Annotated in this window: 17 protein-coding genes; 2 read left to right on the top strand and 15 right to left on the bottom strand. The window is 55.5% G+C overall.

The genetic code is table 11. The annotated features are described in order from the left end of the window. Positions 1-83: 83 nt before the first annotated feature. The 14 genes from HGO41_RS08660 to rutA form a co-directional block, all read right to left on the bottom strand. Positions 84-944: a VOC family protein gene (locus tag HGO41_RS08660; RefSeq protein WP_131638082.1), complete on the bottom strand. Its 861-nt coding sequence runs from the start codon at positions 942-944 to the stop codon at positions 84-86. Next, a complete protein-coding gene (locus HGO41_RS08655) occupies positions 937-2,046 on the bottom strand; it encodes an alkylhydroperoxidase domain protein (protein WP_250980966.1) in 1,110 nt (369 codons plus the stop codon). The genes HGO41_RS08660 and HGO41_RS08655 overlap by 8 nt, the downstream gene beginning before the upstream one ends. Continuing rightward, positions 2,043-3,104 (bottom strand): putative FMN-dependent luciferase-like monooxygenase, encoded by a 1,062-nt coding sequence (locus HGO41_RS08650; protein WP_250980965.1) that lies wholly within the window; start codon positions 3,102-3,104, stop codon positions 2,043-2,045. The genes HGO41_RS08655 and HGO41_RS08650 overlap by 4 nt, the downstream gene beginning before the upstream one ends. Before the next feature lie 27 nt (positions 3,105-3,131). Then, the gene (locus HGO41_RS08645) at positions 3,132-4,751 is read right to left on the bottom strand and encodes a dipeptide ABC transporter ATP-binding protein (RefSeq protein WP_250980964.1); all 1,620 of its coding nucleotides are present in this window, start codon (positions 4,749-4,751) and stop codon (positions 3,132-3,134) included. Further along, positions 4,748-5,611, bottom strand: a complete 864-nt coding sequence (locus HGO41_RS08640; protein WP_013576316.1) for an ABC transporter permease — start codon at positions 5,609-5,611, stop codon at positions 4,748-4,750. Before HGO41_RS08640 ends, HGO41_RS08645 begins: the two co-directional genes overlap by 4 nt. Further along, on the bottom strand, positions 5,608-6,567 hold the full coding sequence (locus HGO41_RS08635) for an ABC transporter permease (protein ID WP_119261827.1): 960 nt from the start codon (positions 6,565-6,567) through the stop codon (positions 5,608-5,610). Before HGO41_RS08635 ends, HGO41_RS08640 begins: the two co-directional genes overlap by 4 nt. 16 nt (positions 6,568-6,583) lie before the next feature. Further along, complete coding sequence (locus tag HGO41_RS08630) at positions 6,584-8,224, bottom strand: TIGR04028 family ABC transporter substrate-binding protein (RefSeq protein ID WP_250980963.1); 1,641 nt, start codon at positions 8,222-8,224, stop codon at positions 6,584-6,586. A 254-nt stretch (positions 8,225-8,478) separates the two neighbouring features. Further along, positions 8,479-9,825: a pyrimidine utilization transport protein G gene (gene rutG, locus HGO41_RS08625; RefSeq protein WP_250980962.1), complete on the bottom strand. Its 1,347-nt coding sequence runs from the start codon at positions 9,823-9,825 to the stop codon at positions 8,479-8,481. A 32-nt stretch (positions 9,826-9,857) separates the two neighbouring features. Further along, positions 9,858-10,445 (bottom strand): NADH-dependent FMN reductase RutF, encoded by a 588-nt coding sequence (gene rutF, locus HGO41_RS08620; RefSeq protein WP_250980961.1) that lies wholly within the window; start codon positions 10,443-10,445, stop codon positions 9,858-9,860. Positions 10,446-10,475: 30 nt separating this feature from the next. Next, a complete protein-coding gene (locus HGO41_RS08615) occupies positions 10,476-11,066 on the bottom strand; it encodes a malonic semialdehyde reductase (RefSeq protein ID WP_119261824.1) in 591 nt (196 codons plus the stop codon). Next, positions 11,051-11,890, bottom strand: coding sequence for a pyrimidine utilization protein D (rutD, locus tag HGO41_RS08610; protein WP_013576310.1), 840 nt, complete (start codon positions 11,888-11,890; stop codon positions 11,051-11,053). The genes HGO41_RS08615 and rutD overlap by 16 nt, the downstream gene beginning before the upstream one ends. A 42-nt stretch (positions 11,891-11,932) precedes the next feature. Then, positions 11,933-12,319 (bottom strand): pyrimidine utilization protein C, encoded by a 387-nt coding sequence (gene rutC / locus HGO41_RS08605; RefSeq protein WP_013576309.1) that lies wholly within the window; start codon positions 12,317-12,319, stop codon positions 11,933-11,935. A gap of 26 nt (positions 12,320-12,345) precedes the next feature. Next, positions 12,346-13,098, bottom strand: coding sequence for a pyrimidine utilization protein B (gene rutB / locus HGO41_RS08600; protein WP_015690206.1), 753 nt, complete (start codon positions 13,096-13,098; stop codon positions 12,346-12,348). After that, on the bottom strand, positions 13,095-14,186 hold the full coding sequence (rutA, locus tag HGO41_RS08595) for a pyrimidine utilization protein A (RefSeq protein WP_015690205.1): 1,092 nt from the start codon (positions 14,184-14,186) through the stop codon (positions 13,095-13,097). The genes rutB and rutA overlap by 4 nt, the downstream gene beginning before the upstream one ends. A 411-nt stretch (positions 14,187-14,597) precedes the next feature. On the opposite strand from rutA, the gene rutR reads away from it, so the two are divergent. Next, complete coding sequence (gene rutR / locus HGO41_RS08590) at positions 14,598-15,287, top strand: HTH-type transcriptional regulator RutR (RefSeq protein ID WP_013576306.1); 690 nt, start codon at positions 14,598-14,600, stop codon at positions 15,285-15,287. A gap of 9 nt (positions 15,288-15,296) precedes the next feature. Continuing rightward, complete coding sequence (locus HGO41_RS08585; RefSeq protein ID WP_013576305.1) at positions 15,297-16,286, top strand: metal-dependent hydrolase; 990 nt, start codon at positions 15,297-15,299, stop codon at positions 16,284-16,286. Between the two features lie 130 nt (positions 16,287-16,416). Here the strand turns inward: HGO41_RS08585 and HGO41_RS08580 are convergent, their stop codons facing one another. Next, positions 16,417-21,147, bottom strand: coding sequence for a glucoamylase family protein (locus HGO41_RS08580; RefSeq protein ID WP_250980960.1), 4,731 nt, complete (start codon positions 21,145-21,147; stop codon positions 16,417-16,419). Between the last annotated feature and the right edge of the window lie 365 nt (positions 21,148-21,512).

Below are 21,512 nucleotides of genomic sequence, written 5' to 3'. Positions count from 1 at the left end.
TAAGTCACTGCGCAGGCATTTGCGTTAATACTTAAAACCCCCTCCCGGCCTCCCCCTTCGCAAGGGGAGGAGCTAAAAGCAGATCATTCCTCGCTGAATCCAAGCGCCACCCCAAGCCCGTCCGCTGCCCGGACAGACACACGGTTAACGTCATCCCTGAAAGGTATTTCCCCGACCCGCAAACTATTCCGTACTGCCTCCAGCGACCGCGTGGCGAATTCCAGTCCGACCATGCGGGCGCTGCCGTTCTCGCCTTCCGGCACAATGCCGAATTCGGCGGTGGCTTGCTCCGGTGTGATAAACCGGACGGTGGCGCGGCCTGCGCGCAGCACGACTTCCTGCGGTTTGAACTCCAGCGCACTGACACCAAACAATTCGCCATACACCTGAGCGGCTTCCTGCGGATTTGCCGCAGAAATCACGAAACCGGTGATATCGGCAACACCGTTCGGGTGGTGTTGCCATTCGTTGCGCCACACCAGTTCCGGCGTCAGATGATGACAAAAGAAACTGCGGCCATTCGGTACGCGGCTGGCGGCCAGCGGTACGGTGCGGAATCGCGCATTCGGTGAAGTGCCGTCGTTGAGCCCGACGGGGCGGAAGAACTCCGCCGGTGCGGAACCGGCAATATCTTGCTGTTGCAGATGTTCGTATACCGCCGATGAATTCTGCGTTTTCCACACCAGACCGGTCAGGCCAAGCGGTGCCTGCCACAGGTCTTTGCGGGTGTGAGCGTTGCCCGGCTCATAGCCGAGCAGTTCAAGATAGTTTTCGCCGAAAATCGCCAGATGATTGCTGGATCCCAGCGAGTGATGCCCGCGCGGCGTGAGATGAAACCCCAGACGGCGGAACTGCTGCCCGGCCTGATCCAGTTGTTCGGCGACGTTGATCACCACGTGATCAAGCTGCGGGCGAAGGGGCTGCGAATGTTGTGCTTCAGTCATTAAACGGTTCTCCCAGCGTTAACATCAGACGGTTTGCCCAGGCGAAGAACGCCGCAGACTGCGCCAGATCGACAATCTCCAGCTCACTTAAACCTTGCTCGCGCAGCGCCGCAATGTGCTGCTCAGTGGCGACCGGTGGGGTAGCGGAAAGCGCGGCGGCGAAATCAATTTCAGCCTGCCAGCGCGGAGATTGTTCTTTGCTGAGAATGCCTCCCGGCGGGGTGTCGATCAGACGCTGGACATCTTCCGTCTGTTTGGAAAGCTGGCTGGCTTTGCGTGAATGCACCGAGGCGCAGTAAATACAGCCGTTAATTTTGCTGGCAACCGTCGCCGCCAGTTCGCGCTCTTTGCGCGGCAACCCGCCTGCGGTGTAGAAAATTCCTTTGTCGGTCAGCGTGCGCTGTTCGAGTACCGGTAAATTGCGGCCTAACAGGCGGAAATAGTCAGAATCGGTATGGCCGAATTTCGCCAGAATAGCCTGCTGGGCTTCATCAAATTCTTCCAGTTTTTTCGCCGGGATCCACGGCTCCCAGCCCAGTTCTTCCTGGGTAAAGGCCTGTGGTGCATCGCGGCCGCTGTGGGTATTGGGTTCGGTGCGCCAGAACGCGGCACCGACCGGCTTATTGCTGCCGTTCTCCACCGGCTTGCCACCGATCAGACGGTAGCTGCGCAGCACGCGGCTCTGGAAACTGACGAAGGCGATCAGTTGCGACAGCGTCACAATGGCATCCACCGACCAGCCGGCTTTTTTCAGTGCCTGCAAATGCGCCGGCGTCGCGCTGGCAGGTTTGAAGCTCAGGCGTTCGCCGTGGGTCAGTGCCGCGTCGAGGCGCGCGGTTTCGTCGATATCCGGCAAATCCTGCAAACGCTCGGAATAGTGATTGGTCAGCTGCGAATCGCCGTGCCAGCGCGCGACGTTTTGCGCCAGCCGCAGGCGCTCAGCCAGTGAGAAATCCACGCCATCCTGTTCGGTAAACAGCGCGTCATAGCTGCCCTGTGCGTGACGGGTGGCGGCGTCGCGGGTATCGCGAGCCTGTTTCAATGCGGAATCCGGGGCAATATCGGCCAGTTTTTCCAGCAGGTCGGTCGAACAGGTAGTCATAGGGCTTCCCTTGAGAATGAGGAATCGGCAGAAGAGGTGGAAACACTGCGCTGCGGCGTGCGGCGAACCCAGCCGAGCGCGGGCGCAACGTGACGGGCAATCAGTTCGATGGAGCGTAAAATATACGGATGCGGCGGATCGATGGAATGCACCTGAAACGCCAGATCGGTGACGCGGGCCAGCGCGGTATCGGCCTGCAACGTTGCGGTCACCTGCGCTGGCGTGCCGAGATGCACGTCGAAGGCGCGGATGTAATCATCCAGCGTGTCGCCTTGCACCGTCTGTCCGTTGGCACGGTGATTTTCGGCCTGACGGCGTAAGCCTTTTTGCGCCAGCTCACGCGCTTCGTCGCCGTTTTCGGTCACGAATGCGGTACGCGAACCCATGATGCGCGGCGCTACGCCGTCGGGCAGCGTATCCAGATAGGCATCAATGATCGGGTTTTGCAGCTCATCGAGACGCAAATCCGGCGCGTCCGCCGGACGTGGCTGGGTGCGCGAGAGCATCAGCCCGTCGCCGGATTTACCGGCACGTGCGCCGCCGTCCACCGAGAAAGTCGCCTGCCAGACGCGGTTCGCCAGTTGCGGCGCCGCCGGATATAAGCGGTTATCGGTGCCCGCCAGCGGTTCGCCACGCCAGGCGGTGAGCAGGGTTTGCAGATTATTGCCAAATGCCGTACCGCGTTCGTGACTTTCCAGCCCGAACGGCGGGAAGGATGACGGTGTGCCGCCTGAGCCTAAACCGACCTCAAGCCGTCCGCCGGAGAGTAAATCCAGCACGGCGGTGTCTTCGGCAACGCGCAATGCGTTTTCCATCGGCAGCGTGATTACGCCGGTGCCGAGACGGATAAAGCGGGTATGCGCCGCGACCTGCGCAAGAAAAACCAGTGGCGCAGGCAGGCCGCCCTCGGCTTCATGAAAATGGTGCTGCGCGACCCACGCGGAATCAAAACCTAACTGTTCGGCATGAATGATTTGCTCGGTCGCCAGCCGGTAACGTTCCTGCGCACTGGTGTTGTCCAGCAGGCGGGTGAAAAATCCAAGACGTTTACTGCTCATAATGTCCCTCTTGTTTCATGGTCTGGTTTATGCGGCGCGGTGGCGACCGGGAATAGCATCGATTAGCTGGCGGGTGTAATCGCTGGAAGGCAGGGCGAAAACGTCTTCCACCTTGCCGGAATCCACCTGCTGCCCGCGGTTTAACACCGAGACGCTGTGTGAGATTTGCCGGACGGTGGCCAGATCGTGCGAAATAAACAAATAGGTCAGGCCGAGTGAGTCCTGTAACTGCTGAAGTAACGTCAGGATTTGCACCTGCACGGTGACGTCGAGCGCCGACGTGGCTTCATCAAGGATCAGCACTTTCGGCTCTAAAATCAGTGCGCGCGCAATCGCCACACGCTGGCGCTGACCGCCGGACAGTTCGCGAGGTTTACGGCTGAGTAATTCTTCCGGCAGCGCCACGCGGCGGGCGATATCCAGCACCCGTTCACGGCGCACGGCAGCCGGGATTTTTTCGAAATTCAGCAGCGGTTCTTCGATCACGCGAAACAGCGTTTGCGACGGATCCAGCGAGGCGAACGGGTTCTGATATACCAGCTGGATTTTCTTGCGTAACTGCCGCAGGGCTTCACCTTTTAGCCGTGTGATGTCTTCGCCGTCGATCAGTACGCGTCCGCTGTCCGGTTTCTGAAAACCGAGCAGAATGCGCGCCAGCGTGGTTTTGCCGGAGCCGGATTCGCCGACCAGCGAATGGGTGGTGCCGCGCGGAATGCTGAATGACACGTGATCCACCGCGCGGAACGCCGCCTGATGTTTGCCACCCAGCGTGAAATCATGGGTGATGTTTTCGACCACCAGCACCGGATCTTCCGCCGCGCGAAGTTGTGCACGGTGACGGCCGGAAAGGGCCGGGGCATCGGCGAAAAGCTGGCGGGTGTAATCACTTTTCGGTGCATCCAGCACCTCGCGTGTGATGCCCTGTTCCTGCACTTTGCCGTGACGGAACACCAGCAACCGGTCGGCGCGTTCGGCAGCGATCGCCAGGTCATGTGTCACCAGTAACACGGCGGTGCCGGATTCGCGGCGCAGTTCGTCGATCAAATCCAGAATGCGTTTTTGCACTGTGACGTCCAGCGCGCTGGTCGGCTCATCGGCGATGATCAGCGCCGGTTGCAGCGCAATGGCAATGGCGATTAAAACGCGCTGTTTCATGCCGCCGGAAAGCTCGTGCGGATACTGTTTCGCCCGTTGCTCAGGATGCGAAAGACCGACGCGTGACAGCAGTTCCACCACGCGGGCGTCGCGCTGCACACGCGGCAGGCGCTGATGGATATCGAGAATTTCCGCCACCTGCGAACCGATGGTTTTCACCGGATCCAGCGAACTGGTCGGATCCTGCGGAATGAGGCTGATGCGCGCACCGCGCAGGGCATCAAGACGGCGCTGCGACCACTGGCTGATGTCGGAACCGTTCAGACGGATTTCGCCCTGTTCGATATGGCCGTTCTCTGCCAGCAGGCCAATAATCGCCTGTGCGGTGGTGGTTTTCCCTGAGCCGGATTCGCCGACCAGCGCCAGCACCTCCCCGGCGTTAATGGAAAACGATACGTTATGCACCACCGGTTTGCCGTCGTAGGCAATCGATACGTTTTCCAGTTCGAGAACCGGCGGAGCGTCATGCGTAAAAGTGGCCTGTGCGTTCATCGCGTTCTCCTGCGTAATGACTGGCTGATGCGGTTGGCGGAAAGCACCACTAAAACCACCACCACGCCGGGGAAGGTGGTCAGCCACCAGGCGGTGGAAATGTAATTGCGGCCTTCGGCAATCAGTAACCCCCATTCCGGTGTCGGCGGTGGCGTGCCATAACCGAGAAAACTCAGGGTGGAAATCGCCAGAATCGCGCTGCCAAACTGCAACGCCGAGAAGGCGATCACTGAGGTCAGCGAGTTGGGCAAAATGTGTCGCCACAAAACAGCGAAGAAGGATCCGCCGCTGCCGTACGCGGCTTCGACGTAATCGCTGTGACGTACCAGCACCACTTCGGCGCGTGCCAGGCGGGCGAAGTTGGCAACCGACGTCACACCGACGGCAATCGCCGCATGAACCGTGCCGAAGCCGAGCAGAATAATCACGCTCAGTGACAACAGCAGGCCGGGAATTGACAGCAATACGTCATTGATGCGCATGACAATGGCATCCACCAGACCGCCGCTGGCACCCGCCGCCAGCCCTAGCGCGGTGCCGAACACCAGCCCGAGCGCCACCGCGACCAGTGCACCGGAAAGGGAATGCGATGCGCCATACACAATGCGTGCGTACACATCGCGGCCGAGCTGATCCGTGCCCAGCCAGTGTCCGGCCTGCGGCGCCAGACGCTGCGCCCCGGCAATCCCTTCGGTACCGCTGTAATCCGTAAATAAGCCGGGGGCAATCGCCCACAAAATGACGGTCGCCATCACCAGCCAGGCGAGAATTAAGCCCGGCTGCAGGCGGGCGGGTTTCCAGCGGCGGCGCTGTGTCACCGGCAACGACAGAATGCTTTTGCCAAGCGGTAAACTGCTCATGCGGTGGCTCCTCCTGAATGTTTAGAGGCAGAGGTTTTAAGGCGCGGGTCGAGCAGCGGATACAGCAAATCGACCAGTAAATTGATGCCAACAAAGGCGGCGGCGGAAATCACCACAATCGCCTGCAATACCGCGACATCCTGATTATTCACTGCCTGCTGGGTCAGTTGCCCGAGGCCGTTAAGACCGAAGACGGTTTCGGTGATCAGCGCTCCGGCAATCAGTTCGCCAAACAGCAAACCGGCAATGGTCAGCGCCGGAAGCAGGGCGTTGCGCGCCACATGACGCCACAACACGCCGCTGCGGCTGGCACCTTTGGCGCGGGCGACGGCGACAAACGGCTGGGTTTGCACCTGATCAATACTGCGGATGAGGATCTGCGCCAGCGGCGCGGAAATCGGTACCGCCAGGGTGATAACCGGCAGAATCAGCCCGACCCATTCACCCGGATTAATCACCGGGATCCAGCGCAGATGGAACGAGAAAAACTGAATCAGCGCGATGCCCAGCCAGAAGGTCGGGATGGAAATAAACAGCGACGGCAGCGCCTGCAAAGCATTTTTCAGCCAGCCGAAATGCAGCAGGCTGGAGAGAAATGCCAGCGCAAAAGCCACCACGGCGGCCAGAGCAAAACCCATCAGTGCCAGACGCAGTGTCGGCGGAAAGTTGCTGCTGAGTAATTCGGTGACCGGTACGCCAGCCTGAATCGAGTAACCCAGATCCCCGCGCAGGAAATTGCCCAGCGTATGCAGATATTGTTGCCAGACCGGCACATCCGCGCCGTAAGCGGCACGCATATCGGCGATTTGTGCCGGGCTTAATCCCATGTCCGGGTTCTGGAATTTAATCAGAATCGCGTCGCCGGGCAGCACCTGCAACAGGATGAAGGAGACGGTAAACGCCGCCCACAACACCAGCAAAGCCTGCCCGAATCGACCGCTAACGTATCGGCTCATGATTGACTCCCGTCTGTTAATGCTTTTCCAGCCATGCGCCGTAGAAGCCCGGACGCCCGACCGCTTCAAAGCTTACGCCTTTGAAATACGGCGCACCGGCAAACACCTGCGGCTCTTCGAAAATCGGAATGACATACGCCTGATCGAGCAGGTAGTTCTGCACGTCACCGGTCAGTTCAAGCCGTTTTTTCGGATCGACTTCGGCAGAAATCGCGGTCAGCAGATCGTTAAGTTTGTCGTCACGGAAGCTTTTCACCTTGCTGCTCAGGCCGCCTTTTTGCAGCAGCGCATCGCGGTTGGTCGGGTAGAAGGAGCTTTTGATGACGTCCGGATCGGCGCGTCCGACTTCCACCACGTTAGCCGGGGTTTTCTCCGGATCGAGGTTATCCGCCACACGGCTGCCCGCGTCGCCCGCCAGAATATTCAGCTTCGCGCCGACCTGGCTCCATTGCTGGGAAACCAGCTGCAACACCTCTTTGTTCTGCGGCTGTGGCAGCGATTCATAAATAGTCAGTGACAGCGTTTTGCCGTCTTTCTGGCGGATGCCGTCCGGGCCTGGTTTCCAGCCCGCCTCATCGAGCAGCTTTTTGGACAGCGTCGGGTCGTAGGTCAGTTTGTGGCTCAGATCGACATAACCGGCCGCCGTTTTGGCAATCACCGAAGTGGCCTGCGGATAGTTTGGTGAGAACAGCGTATCGACCACCTGTTTGCTGTTGGTGGCGTGCAGCAGCGCCTGACGCACTTTCAGATCCGACACCAGCGCGTTGTCCGGACGGAACGAAATGCTGTCGTTAACGCCTTTGGTCGGCGCGGCATAAAGCGGGAAGTTCTGGTCTTTGGCCTGTTTCTCGTCATACGCCTGAACCTGACGGATGAAATCAGCCTGACCCGCCAGCAGTGCGCCGATACGCACGCTGTCTTCACCGGTCACGATCACTTTGATGCCGTCAAGATTCGCGCGACCCTGCTGTTTAAGGTTTTTCGGCCCCCAGTTGTAATCCTTGCGGGCAGTCAGATCGACTTCACGCCCCAGCGTTTCTTTGCTGACCACAAACGGGCCGGAACCGATGATGTGCGTGGCGTCGCCCAGCGCATCAAAATTACGATCCAGCGTGCTCAGCGACACCAGACCGGAGCCAATGGTTGCCGTGCCCTGCAGGAATCCCGGCGAGGATTTTTTGAAATAGAACTTCACGGTCAGCGGATCAACCACTTCGCTGTGGTCATAATTGTTGATGACTTCGGAAACCGGCAGGTGATGCTCTTTGTTGCCCAGACCGTAAGTATCAAAGTTTTTGGCGACCGCGTTGGCATCGAGCGGCGTGCCGTCGGAGAAGGTCACGCCCGGACGCAGTTTAAAGGTGTATTCGGTTTTATCTGCGTTGAATGACCAGGATTCAGCAATCCAGGGTTCAATCTCCAGCGTCTTCGGATTCTGGTAAGTCAGTTTGTCGGTGATCTGATTGAGTATGCCGCCGTTCGGGTAGAAGCCACCTGCGGGCGGATACAGGTTGGTGTGCGCCTGCTGTTCAAGATAAATCAGCGTGCCGCCCTGAACCGGTGTGCCGTCGGCGGCGATGGCAGAAAACGTGCTGGTGAGAAGTGCCCCTAAAGCCAGTGCGCGGGTCACCGCGTTAATCCGGCGAATGTTCTTCATCGTTAAACCCTTTTTCTTATTGGTCATGGTGACAGGTGATGACTTTGGCGTGCTTAGAACCAAAGTGCTGAACCCATAACAAACCAATTTAAGGGGGAGGTGAACGAAGGAATTTTGCAATCGTTAGCTGGAAACGGCATTAGGGAAAATGTGCGGGAGGCAGAAAGAAAAAAACCAGCGGCTAATCCGGACGGGTGGACCGGCTAACCGCTGGCGATCATCAAAAATGATGAGCTAAGGAGAAACTGAGGTCGTCAGTGATCTTTTAATGCATCTTCTGTGCCAGCTTTTATTTCAGGCTGAATTTTTGCCTGTTTGCTGCGACTCAGGAAGGCATTGAGTAAAATGGCACCAAACGTGGCTGTGCCGATGCCGCCCATGCTGAAGCCGCCCAGGCTCAGGGTAAAGTTGCCTGCGCCCAGTACCAGCGTGACCGCCACCATGATCAAATTTCCGTTAAGTCCCAGATCCACCTGGTTTTGTACCCAGATGCGGGCACCTGCCACAGCAATCAGTCCGAACACCACAATCGATGCGCCGCCGAGCACCGGCCCCGGAATGGTGTGGATCAGTGCACCAAACTTGGGCGAGAAGCCCAACACAATGGCAACAATCGCCGCAGCAACAAAAATCAGCGTGGAGTAAATCTTGGTGACCGCCATCACGCCGATGTTTTCGGCATAAGTCGTGACACCGGTGCCGCCCGCCGAGGCGGAAAGTAAGGTTGCCAGACCGTCACCGACAAACGCGCGGCCCATGTACGGGTCGAGATTTTTGCCGGTCATACCGGCCACGGCTTTAATGTGGCCCAGGTTTTCCGCCACCAGAATCACCGCCACTGGCGCAATCATCAGCATGGCGTGAGAACTGAACACCGGCGTGGTGATGGCCGGGATGCCAAACCACGGCGCCTGTGCCACGGCGCTGAAATCTACCGGTGCGCCCAGCCCGAGGCCGTTGGTAATGACCATGTAAATCAGGTACGCCGCCACCAGACCGAGCAACAATAACAGGCGCTGCACCAGGCCGCGGGTGAACACCGCCACCGAGCCGATACACAGCACGGTCATTACCGCCATCCAGCTGTCAAATGACGAGGCCGACACGCTGTTAATGGCAATCGGCGCGAGGTTCAGACCAATTGCCATCACCACCGCACCGGTGACGACCGGCGGCATCAGACGTTCAATCCAGCGCGTACCGGCTGCCATCACCACAAAACCGATCAATGTATAAATCACGCCGCAGGCAATAATGCCCCCCAGCGCCACGCCGATATTCGGGTTCGCGCCGTGGCCGCTGTAGCCGGTCACAGCGATCACCAGCCCGACAAACGCGGCGCTGGAACCGAGATAACTGGGTACGCGTCCGCCGACCACCAGGAAGAACAGCAGGGTGCCGATGCCCGACATCAAAATCGCCATGTTGGCATCAAAACCCATCAGCAATGGCATTAACACGGTGGCACCAAACATCGCCACCGTATGTTGCAGCCCCATGATTACTGTCGATCCGAACGGCAGCCGTTCATCCGGCGCGATCACTGCGCCATCCAGATTGCCTTCTCTTTTACGCCATTGTGGAAACCAGGTATTTGCCATGCACGACCCTTACTAAGTTGAGGATTGAGTTATCAGGCTATCTGACGCATCAGCGGGTGATAGCGCCGGTCGAAATACACCAGTCCGTGGCTGTCGTCGTTGCGTCGTAACGCAACGGCTTCACAAAACAAAATGTCGTGGGTGCCGACGCTGGTGATTTGCGTGACTTTGCAGTCAAACGACACCAGCGCGTCGGTGAGGATCGGCGAGCCGGTGGCGAGGCGTTCCCACTCAGCGGCTTCAAAGCGTTGCTCCGTCGGCGTTTTTCCACCGAATAAATTGGACAGTGACTCATGGCAATCAGCCAGCGTGTTAACGCACAGCACCTGATTCTCTTTGAAAACCGGATACACCGACGCTGAGCGGTTCAGGCAGACCAGCAATGTCGGCGGCGAATCGGTGACGCTGCATACGGCGGAGGCGGTGAAACCTGCACGTCCGCCGGGGCCGTCGGTGGTGATGATGTTGACGGCTGAGCCGAGGCGCGCCATCGCATCGCGATACTCTTGTTTTTCAACGGCGGCTTGTTTCTCAACGGCAGCGTGTTTCTCAACGGCAGCGTGTTTCTCGACGACTGGCATATCGGGAACAGGCAGTGTGGCGTTCAGGATTGATGGCATGGTCGTGTCCTCAAATTTTTTCATTGATGCTTACAGCACGCGGCAGGCGCGGTCGAAATCAAGGCGCGGTGCACGCGGATACACTTTGCTGTGATCGCCGTAACCGATGTTGATCAGGAAATTAGATTTCCAGCCTTCCTGCGCCAGAAATGTTTCATCGACTCTGGCGTTGTCAAAACCGGACATCGGCCCGGTATCCAGCCCGAGGGAGCGGCAGGCCATGATCAGGTACGCGGCCTGCAAGCTGCTGTTGCGAAATGCCGTGTCGTGCGCCAGTTGCGGGCTGGAGGTGAACCACGAACGGGCATCGCCGGAGGGATACAGTTCCGGCAGCAGTTCGTAAAATTCCGGATCCCAGGCAATGATCGCCGTCACCGGCGCAGTCATGGTTTTTTTCAGATTGCCGCCCGAAAGCGCCGGAGCCAGTTTTTCTTTCGCCTCCGGACTCTGAATAAACACGATGCGCAGCGGGCTGCAGTTGGCCGAGGTCGGCCCCATGCGCGCCAGTTGGTAAATCGTTTTCAGTTGTTCGCTGGTGACCGGTTTATCCAGCCAGCCGTTGTGCGTGCGGGCTTCGGTGAATAAGGTTGCCAGCGCGGTGGCGGTTAATGCTTCGGCCATGATGTCTCCGTGGGCAGGTGACCGGACGGCGTAGCGGACGCTTGCGATGAGTGCCGCAGCAGCCAGTCCAGTAAAATCGGGTTAAAGGTTTCCGGGTCGGTTACGCTCATGGCGTGGCCGCCGTACAGCATTTGCGTGTGTTCGCCGTTAGGCAGACGGGAAGCGAGATCGACCGAACGCGACCACGGCACCAGCAAATCGTCTTTACAACTGAAAGCCAGCGTCGGGGTGATCACTTGTCCAAGCGACGCCGTCAGGTCTGAATTCATCAGCGCCTGCAAACGGTGCAGCAGGTTTTCCATCCCCTGAAAATGCGCCACCTGATGCTGGCGCTCTTCCTGCAATAACGCGTCATGTTCAGAAAGCCAGTCACCCGGATACAGAAACAGCGGCTGCGCCTGCACGTAGGCATCGACCCCGCTGTTGAGCAGTAAATTCTGCCGCACTTCAAAGCAGCGCCGCGTCTGGCTGTCGAGCTTCGTCCAGCCGTTAATCACCACCAGACTTTGCAACAACGCCGGATAACGCAGGGCAAGATGCAGGCCGATAATGCCGCCGAGCGCGTGACCGACCAGATGACAGCGGCTGATATCCAGCCCGTTGAGCATGCCCGCCAGTTCATCGGCCATGTCTTCCATCCGGTAACCGGCGGGCACCGTGCCCTGACTGACGCCGGTACCGTGCTGGTCATAGACCACCACGCGGAAATGCTCCGCGAGCATGGTCAGTTGCGGCTGCCAGAAACCACCGGAACCGCCGAGGCCGGAGGAAAGCACGACGGTTTCTGCATCAGCATTTTTCTTACCCAGTACCTTGTAATACATGCTGTTACCTCAGGGAGTTCAGGACAGGTTCCATCGCACGGATTATTTGCCGATATGGGCAATCGAGGCGATTTCAATCAGCGCATCCGGTTTCACCAGCCCGCACTGAATGCAGAACCGTGCCGGTTTTTCGCCCGGGAAGTATTCGGCGTAAACCTGATTTACCGCACCGTAGTTCGCCCAGTCGGTGATGAAAATTGAATTCATGGTGACGTCATCCATTGTGCCGCCCGCGGTTTCGATCACCTTTTTGATGATCTCCAGTACGTGGCGGGTTTGCGCCGCGGCATCGCCGACATGCACGACATTGTTGTCTTTATCAAACGGCAACGTGCCGGAAACATACACCACGCCATCGGCGAGGGTGCCCGGAACAAAAGGTGCCAGCGGAACGCCGCTGCCAGCCGGAATAATGGCGCTTTTAGGCATGGTTAATTGTCCTTTTCAGAAAGCGGTCAGGCCGCGTTTTGTTCAGTTTTGTAACCCACGGCGTCGCAGAAATTACGTACGCTGGAGACCCAGCCAAAGAAGGTTTCGATATTATAAATCGCCGCTTTTTGCGCGAATTCCGGCCCGGCCTGATGGGTGGCGTCTTCCAGTACCACACCGAAATATTCGAGGAAGAAGCCGTCACGCAGCGTAGATTCCACGCAGACGTTAGTGGCGATACCGGTGAACACCAGATGGTGAATACCGTAGCTGCGCAGCAGGCTGTCGAGCTGAGTATTGAAGAAGCCGCTGTAGCGTGGTTTGGGCAGGACAATGTCGCCCGGCTGCGGCTGCAGTTCATCCACCAGGTCATAATCCCAGTCACCTTTCGCCAGCAGTTTGCCCATCAGTTCCGGGCGTTTACGCATGGTTTTCAGCGCATTGGATTTATGAAAGTTAGGCGAACCGGCACCGCCAGCTTCGACGTACTGGTTGTCCCAGCCGTTCTGGAAGAAAATCACTTTGATTCCGGCGGCGCGGGCAGCGGCAATCGCCACTTTGATATTGGCAATCACCGGCGCGGTGGCGGAGACATCAAACCCCGCGAGATCCAGATAACCGCCCTGTGAGGCGTAGGCGTTTTGCATATCCACCACAATCAGCGCCGTTTGCTGCGGCGTAAACGCAATGGCTTCAGGACGTGCTGTGAGGATCGTTTCCTCGCCGGTGTTGTGGGGCTCGCGGCGGACCACAGTTTGATTCTCAACAACGTTCATCATGCGACCTCTTTCTGCTCAGTGCCGATGTGCTGGCGGGTTTTCATGAGTGGCTGGATATAACGGCCAAAGTTTTCGATGCCTTCGACAAAATCGTCAAAGGTCAGCAGTACGCCGCCTGCGCCGGGCACGGTGTCGATTTCGTCAAGCATTCTGGCAACGCTGGCGTAAGAACCGACCAGCGTGCCCATGTTGATATTGACCGCCGAAGTCGGGTCAGCCATCTGGCGGACGTTGGTATCAGCGCCGGATTTGGTGTCTTTGCTGCTCTGGTCGGTGAGCCACGCGAGCGCCTCGGCGTCAGCACCGGATTTATACAAATCCCATTTGGCGCGGGCAGCAGCGTCGGTTTCGTCGGCAATCACCATAAACAGGACATAAGAAGAAACGTCGCGCCCTTCGGCTTCGGCCGCCGTTTTCATGCGTGCGGCGGTCGGTGCAAAGGCGGTCGGTGTGTTAACGCCTTTGCCGAAGCAGAAGTTGAAATCGGCATGTTTGGCGGAGAACGCCATACCCGCATCGCTTTGTCCGGCGCAGATCACTTTCATTTCGCTCTGCGGGCGCGGACTGACGCGGCAGTCGTCCATTTTGAAGAATTCGCCGTCGAGTGTGCAGTGACCGGTGCCCCACAGGTCGCGCAGCACGCTGACGTATTCGGTCAGGTAATCATAGCGGCGGCTGAAATAGTCATCGCCCGGCCACATACCCATTTGCTCGTATTCCGGTTTCTGCCAGCCGGTGACGACGTTCACGCCGAAACGGCCGTTGGAAATGGAATCAATGGTGGCGGCCATGCGCGCCACAATCGCCGGAGGCATCACCAGCGTGGCGGCGGTGGCATAAAGCTGGATGCGGGAGGTCACGGCGGCCAGACCGGCCATCAGCGTGAACGACTCCATATTGTGTTCCCAGAATTCGGTTTTGCCACCGAAGCCGCGCAGTTTGATCATCGACAGCGCGAAATCAAAATGATAATGCTCCGCTTTCTGCACGATGGTTTTGTTCAGTTCGAAGGTCGGTTTGTACTGCGGCGCAGTTTCTGAAATTAACCAGCCGTTGTTGCCGATAGGAATGAATACACCGATTTTCATAGCTCACCTCGGTTGAAAATAAAAATTACCAAAACAAGGGCTTGCGAAAATCTCTGCGCGGCTTGAGTGCGTCCTGCGGGTTCCGAATTGCACCGTGCTGAAATCTCCTGACGGGAAAGCTATTGCAAACGTGATGCCACTTTTAGAATGCGCAGTGTTATCAATGAGTTAAAAATGTTTTTCGTTTTCAGGTGGAGCAAATGGTCTGTTTCAGACCATCTGGTCAAAAATAACTGCACATCTATCAGGCAGGATTGAACAAAAATGGTGCAAATTTGTTAAACGGATAACTCTTTGTGGTTAATGTTTATTGTCTTTGGTGTTACTTTCATCATCGACAGGCTTAGCGATAGTCGCTTGTACCTCCATTTGTTATGATTTCCGTCTTGCTGTTTGTCTCAGGGAGACATTGTGAAGCCATTGGTTGAACCTCCGTTGCCTCACGCCGGAGAGAAAAAATCCCGCCAGACGGCGGCGAAAGCGCCGACGCGACGCTCGCGGGCCGTCGCCGCCAAACGCAGCAATATCATGGCGGCGGCGCTGGAGTTCTTTTCGTTGTACGGCATGCATGGCACCAGTCTGGATCAGGTTGCCGAGCGCGCCGACGTGTCCAAAACCAATCTGCTGTATTACTTCCCGTCGAAAGAAGATTTGTATATCGCGGTGCTCAAAGGGTTGCTGGATATCTGGCTGGCGCCGCTGAAAGCGTTGCAGTCGGATCAACATCCGCTGGAAGCTATCCGGGAATATATCCGCCTGAAGCTGTGCGTTTCGCGCGATCACCCGCAGGCATCAAAGCTGTTTTGTCTGGAGATGGTGCAGGGCGCGCCGCTGCTGAAACAGGAACTGGGCGGTAGCCTGAAAACGCTGGTGGAAGATAAATCGGATGTGATACGCGGCTGGATTAAAGCAGAACTGATCGCACCTGTTGATCCGATGCAACTGATATTTATGCTGTGGGCGACCACGCAGCATTACGCCGATTTCGGCGTGCAGGTCGAAGCCATCACCGGCAAAACGCTCAGTGATCCTGAGTTCTTTGAACAAACGGTGAGTAACGTGCAGCGCATTATTACCGAAGGCATTCAGCTTCGGGTCTGAGAGGGCAGAATGGATTCGGTTTCACAATTAGTTCTTGGCGCTGCGGTCGGCATTGCGGTGATGGGCAAACGGGTGCCGGTGTGGAAATCTGCACTGGCTGGCGCGGTATGCGGAACCTTGCCCGATCTGGATGTGTTTTACGATCACGGTGACGCCATCAGCAATATGACCCTGCATCGCACCGAAAGCCATGCGCTGTTTTATCTGACGCTGGTTTCGCCGCTGATTGCCTGGCTGATGGCAAAATTGCTCAGCGGCGGGCAGCATTTCAAACGCTGGTGGGGCGCGGTCTGGCTGGCACTGATCACTCATCCGTTGCTGGATCTGATGACGGTGTACGGCACGCAGCTTGGATTGCCATTCACAAACTATCCGTTTGCGGTCGGCAGCATTTTCATCGTCGATCCGCTTTATACCTTACCGCTGATCATCGGCGTCGGGCTGGCGCTGTACCGCGAGCAACAGCGTGGGATCATGTGGAATAACGTGCTGCTGGGCGTGAGTTGTTTATATCTGGCCTGTACCGCCTTCGAGCAACATCAGGTGACGCGGCATGTGGGCGAGGAATTACAACGCCAGAACATCGAAAGCACACAGATTCTGGTCACGCCGACCCCGCTCAATTCGCTGGTGTGGCGTGTGGTGGTGATGAGTAAAGACAGTTACGGCGAAGGGTTTACCTCGCTGCTGCATCCGGATTCGCCGATCCGTTTCCGCTTCTATCCGCGTGGTGAAGCGTTGTATGAAGCACACAAAGATAATGCCTTTCTGGCGCGTGTCGCCTGGTTCAGCCACGGCTTTTTCAGCGTAAAAGAGCAGGGCGGACATATTCTGGTCAGCGATTTACGTATGGGGCAGGAACCGGATTACACCTTTGTGTTCGATCTCGGCGAGATGAAAGCCGGTGCACCGCCAGAACTGCCGGTGAAAGTGGCATCCGCCAGACCGTCGGCGGTGAAAATGTGGGATCAGTTCAGACAGGCGCTGGAAGTGGAGTAATCTGCAATAAAGCAAAAGGAGCCCGTGGGCTCCCCGGACTGAGGTGTTAGCATCAAAGTGTTGTCATAACGGTGGGAAGTGTTTGCCTGCATTGACTCTCGCAGACAAACACCGGAGATCCGACCGTTAATTAACTCTCACGTGGCGGAATGTCATCATCGACAAAACCGATAAGAGATAAGGCCTGCTGAATTTCAGGGCAGGTCATAAAATAGCGCCATAACAATCCACTACGATGGTTTTCAATCATGCCAATGATTGGCCCCTGGTCGATGGCCAGATATCCATCGGAATACCAGTTTTTGGAAAGATTAACACCATCAATAAACCCGCATTTCTCTGTCCACAGCGCATTTCCCAGGTCGTCATAAAAATGGCGCAGCGCTGCCATCGACGCTTCAGGTAAATAAGGTAAGTCACATAGTGCAGCGGTAAGAGTAATCGTGCCGTCATCAGACGTTGGATCATGACTTGCATAACCTGCAGGCCCGTAACCCGATGTCAGTCCCCAGTAATTTTCTGCATAGCCGTTAAATCCGCCAGGATTATCGATACTGTAAGCCTGCTGGATCTGGCTTTGCGCTTCACCCTGCTGGAAATAATTCACGTTATTGGCACTGTCCCGCAGGTTACGCGGGTCAAAACCGAGGAACGAGTAGTGCATAAAGAACATCGGGCCGCCCATCGTCGGGCCGATCGGCAACGTGATGTCGTAATAGACTTTGTTTTTGTTGTTATAACTTCCCTGTGACCAGCCACTTTTCCAGAGTGCCGGGTCGATGGCATGCGTCGGAGAAGCGATAGCCAAAAGATAGGTTATCATCGCCTCATTCCAGCCGGTGATTTTCATCCCCATGGTGAACTGCAAATCTTTATCGATATGCCAGTACAGGCTGTTGCTGTTATTGGTGAAGTAGTTCCAGTCAATGTCATGCCAGAGGGCGTTGATTTTGTCCGTCAGCGCAGTGTCGTTAAAATACTGACGCGCTGTTAACAAGCCCTGCACCATATACGACGTTTCCACCAGATCGGCACCGTTATCATCGGAACCAAACGGAATGGTCGCGCCCGTGCTGCCGTTAATCCAGTGCGGCCAGGCCCCTTTGTAGCGCGTGGTCGGCCCGCCAAGGAAATCGACCATTTTGTTAATGCGGTCGTACCCATCCTCACGACTGACGAAACCGCGCTCAATCGCCACTAAAATCCCCATGATGCCAAAGCCGCTCCCCCCAATCGCAATGGGTTCATCAGGCCCGGCATCGCTGTTGCGATATAACCGCTCAAAAGCCAGACCGCTGGTCGGGTGTGCGTAGTCCCAGAAATAGCGCAGCGTGGTTTGCTGTACTTTATCAAGCAACTGCTCGTCATCGAGGGACGGATAAACTGCCGCGTTGACGGCCGCAAGTTGTTGAGAAACAATCGGGTCCAGTTCTCCGAAACGGTTGATGCGAATATCCATACAGGCCACGCCATCACGGGCAGCTACGTCTTTCACCCATTGGGCGAGCGCGTCGGTGTCGTAATGTTTACCGGTATCGCTTGAACCCATCGCGCCCCAGCCCGCATTCACCGCCTGGTTACCGAGTGCTATCCAGCGGAACCACTGATGATAGCCGTCGTTGCTGTCCCAGCGTGTGTCCGGCAGGTCAGTCATCACATAGTTGCCTTCGGCATTTTTCGAGCCGTAGGATTCACCCGCTGAGTAATCCGTGTAAGTCAGGGTATGAACACCAATCCCGGTGACAATTCGGTCCGGATTCCCCGCCCGCGAGCCGTCCACCACGTCATTGATATTGTAGGGCTGGCTCATGTCGGTGTAGTTATTCCACATGCCATCGAACCACCAGCCTGCTAACAAATCACCGTAGCGTTCACCAAACTCTCTTACCACCGCGTAATTCATGCGCGTGGTTTCTGACGTGATAACGTTGTCAAACGGGGAGCATTCGTACAGATGCGGGACCAGCATGTCACCCCAGCGATCCGGCGAGTGCTGATTCGCGTCATCATCGTAATAGACCAGGCTGGCTTTAGCAGGCGCGTAACCCATCATGTACAACATCAGTTTGATATCGTATTTCGCCAGTTCCTGAGCCATTTCCAGCGGCAAATCACGAATGGCGCTGCGCACGCCAGGTTCAATATCCAGAATGGCGTCATGAGTTTTATTCGGGCCAAGGTTATATCCGGCATGTTGATCCATCGTCAGCAGAACAAATCCCGCCCCCGTTTCGCTGACGGCTTTGGCATAAGCCTGCACGTCAAAAGTACTGAGGAAATCGTCCCAGCTTTCGCCCGGCTGCCATTTCTCATCTTGCGGAATATCCGATGAGAGATTGAGATAGTTAGGCAGGAAATGGTGCGATACGCCGTAGTGCGCATTGCGGAACCAGTCGGTTCGCGGGTTGCCACTTCGCGCAACGACAGGCCCGACAATCACAGATTGTGACTCACCAAAGCACAGGCGTTCATTGCGCGGTGTAACCGTGACACGAATGTATTTCCCGTTGTGCTCAGGCAACAGCATCATTGTGCGGGTATGCAACCCGTTGATGGTACTGAATGGGCCAGTCGTACTGCCCGCCACTTCCCACAGGTATTCACTGCCATTTTCTGCAAAACCGCCGGGGTCAGTAAAAAGATAATCCGGGCGTAAAATTTCGCGCGTCAGTAACGAACCGTTTAATACCAGTGACGAGAGGGAAGGCGCGGCTATCGTGGTCGGTTCCAGCGAGAAATCCGCATCGACAGGCAACTCCCGATAACGCACGGTGAAGATGATATTTTGTTCAACCGCCGCAAGTTCGAGTGGCGTGAAAGAGAGTGTTGCCGTATTGCTTGCCGCATCCCACACAAAACCAGTTATTGGCAAACCCACGCGCATTTCACTGTTCACTTTGAGGTGTGTCCGGAAATCACTCAGCACAGGCTCGACAGATTGCGGGTGAACAAACGCAGCTTTCAGCGTGCCGTTACTCGCCTGAAGGTTGAAGTTCGTGTCGGCCAGTTGACGATAATGCCCGCTCAACGTTTGCGGGCTTATCTGTGAATCAAAGAATTTAACTTCATCAATGATACCGTCGAAAGCATCCGTCACCGCGCCGTTGGTATCCAGCCGTCCGCCCACTTTCACCGAAGTGGTGACGTTCGTTTGCACCACGTTACTGCCGCCTGTCATCGCCATATTGCCGTTAACGGCCAGGGCATATTCATCACCCTGGCGCAAAATGGCGACGTGGGTCCAGGCATTCAGCGGAATAAAAGACTTGGTTTTTAAAGTAAATGAGGTGCTGTTGGTATCATTCGACATCGTGCAAACCAGCTGATTGTCCTGGGTATAAAGCTGCCAGCGCTGGTTGTTGTTATTGCGCGTATCCTGGCTGACGATCATACTCATCGCCGTCGACCGCGGATAAATCCAGGCTTCCACGGTAAAGGCGGAATATTGCAAACAATCCAGCACGCCTAAATCAATATAACCCGGCTGCCCGCTGGCAAAATCGATACCATTGTTGAGCTTTGCCGTCACCAGCGAGGGGGCTTGCCCCTGGCTTATTGCACTACGTTGGTTATTAATGGTCTCTAAGAAAGCCCCGTCAGTTTCATCATCAAAGGTGTAGTAATACTTCATGCCCTGGTTGTAAGTAAACGTGGCCTGAATATCGGCAAAATCTTTCGTCAGGATCTCATTTTTAAATCCGTGGAAAGTCAGGGTATAGGGAATTCCAGTTTGTAAGTCAGGCACATTAAGTGTCAGTGTGGTTTTTAAATCATTCAGCGCGACACTTTGAATAACGCCACTATTATCCAGCACAGAGTTAGTGAGAGTTAACGCACTCGTTGAATCCAGAGCCTGGTTAAACGTCACCAGAATATTGTTATTACTGTCGGTAGTGGTTTCAACAATTTCAAGATCACCGGCATTGTAGACTTTTAATGCATCCAGATGTGCATAAGACCCCGAACGTTTAATTCCCTGAATCGTGTGTGAACCAAACGGTAAATCCACCTTTTGATACAGAATATGGCTGTCCAGATGGGTGGAAGACCAGGTGCTTATTCTGCCCTGAGACACACCATCAATATAAATTTCAACATCACCCTGATCGCTACTGCTTTCGGCAATATAAGAAATACCGGTACCAATAAAGTTTAGTGTAAAGGTCGCAGAGTTATTACTCTGGGTATACGAGGTGGTGTGATAAAAGATACTTTGTGTACGGTTCGTGCTGTGCGTCCACTTACCGGCATATACAATGTCGGCGACCGGGTCGTCATAAACCTGTTCCGCAGGAAGTGCAGTGTAGTTTAGCGTAAAGGTCTGATTTTGAACGGTAGTGGTCAGAATCTGGTTGCTGATTTGGCTCAACGTGAGTGTGTAATCCGTTTGCGTGGTCAGCCCGGTAATGGTGAGGTCAGCAGTCTTTCGGTCATTGCTTAAAGTGACGGAGATAACGCTTGCTCCGTTGTTCAACTGATAATTTCCCGGTTCAGTTCCGCTTTGGCTATCCAGCGATTGATTGAACTGAAGCCGTGCTGTCCCTTCACTGCCTGCGCCTAAAAATTGCTCTACTTCAGCGGTAAGCGCGGCATCGTTATACACTTTAAGCTGATCAAGCAGCATCCAGGATCCGTTTTTTTTCACCCCTTTAAAAGTATGTTCTCCGGGCGATATGTCGGTAATATAATAAATAAGATCGCTGTACTGGCGCGTTGAAGTTTTGGTTGTTGCCGTACCGTGTAACACGCCATCAAGATAAAAATCTATTTCGCCCTGATCGGTATTTCCTTCGCTGTAATACCCAATGCCTGAACCGGTAAATGTGTATTCAAAATACTTACCGTTATCATACAGCGCCATACTTGCACCATCATCGCTGTATGCTCGTCCGGTATATCGGGTCCAGTTTCCGGTATAAATAATAGAGGGGTCATTATCCTGAATGATAATTTCTGGTTGTACATCTTGCTTTGCAGAACACATAATATAGACCTCACGCTAATCGACATTAAATTCAATTTAATGCTAACTAAGGTATGAGGCGGGCGTGTATCATAAATAATCACGCAGAGGAAATTATATTTTTTAGTGAATGTTTATGATTTAAATATTTAAATGAAAGTACCGCCAAGGATTTGCAGCGCCTTTATAATAAAAAAGAGATTAATAATTAATGAGAGAGAATTACTGAGGAGGATTTTTATGCTCCTCAGTAATTCAGGACA

The sequence above is a fragment of the Rahnella sp. CG8 genome (assembly GCF_023701875.1).
Classification (GTDB): Bacteria; Pseudomonadota; Gammaproteobacteria; order Enterobacterales; family Enterobacteriaceae; genus Rahnella; species Rahnella aceris.
This window is presented reverse-complemented; position numbering and strand designations above follow the sequence as displayed.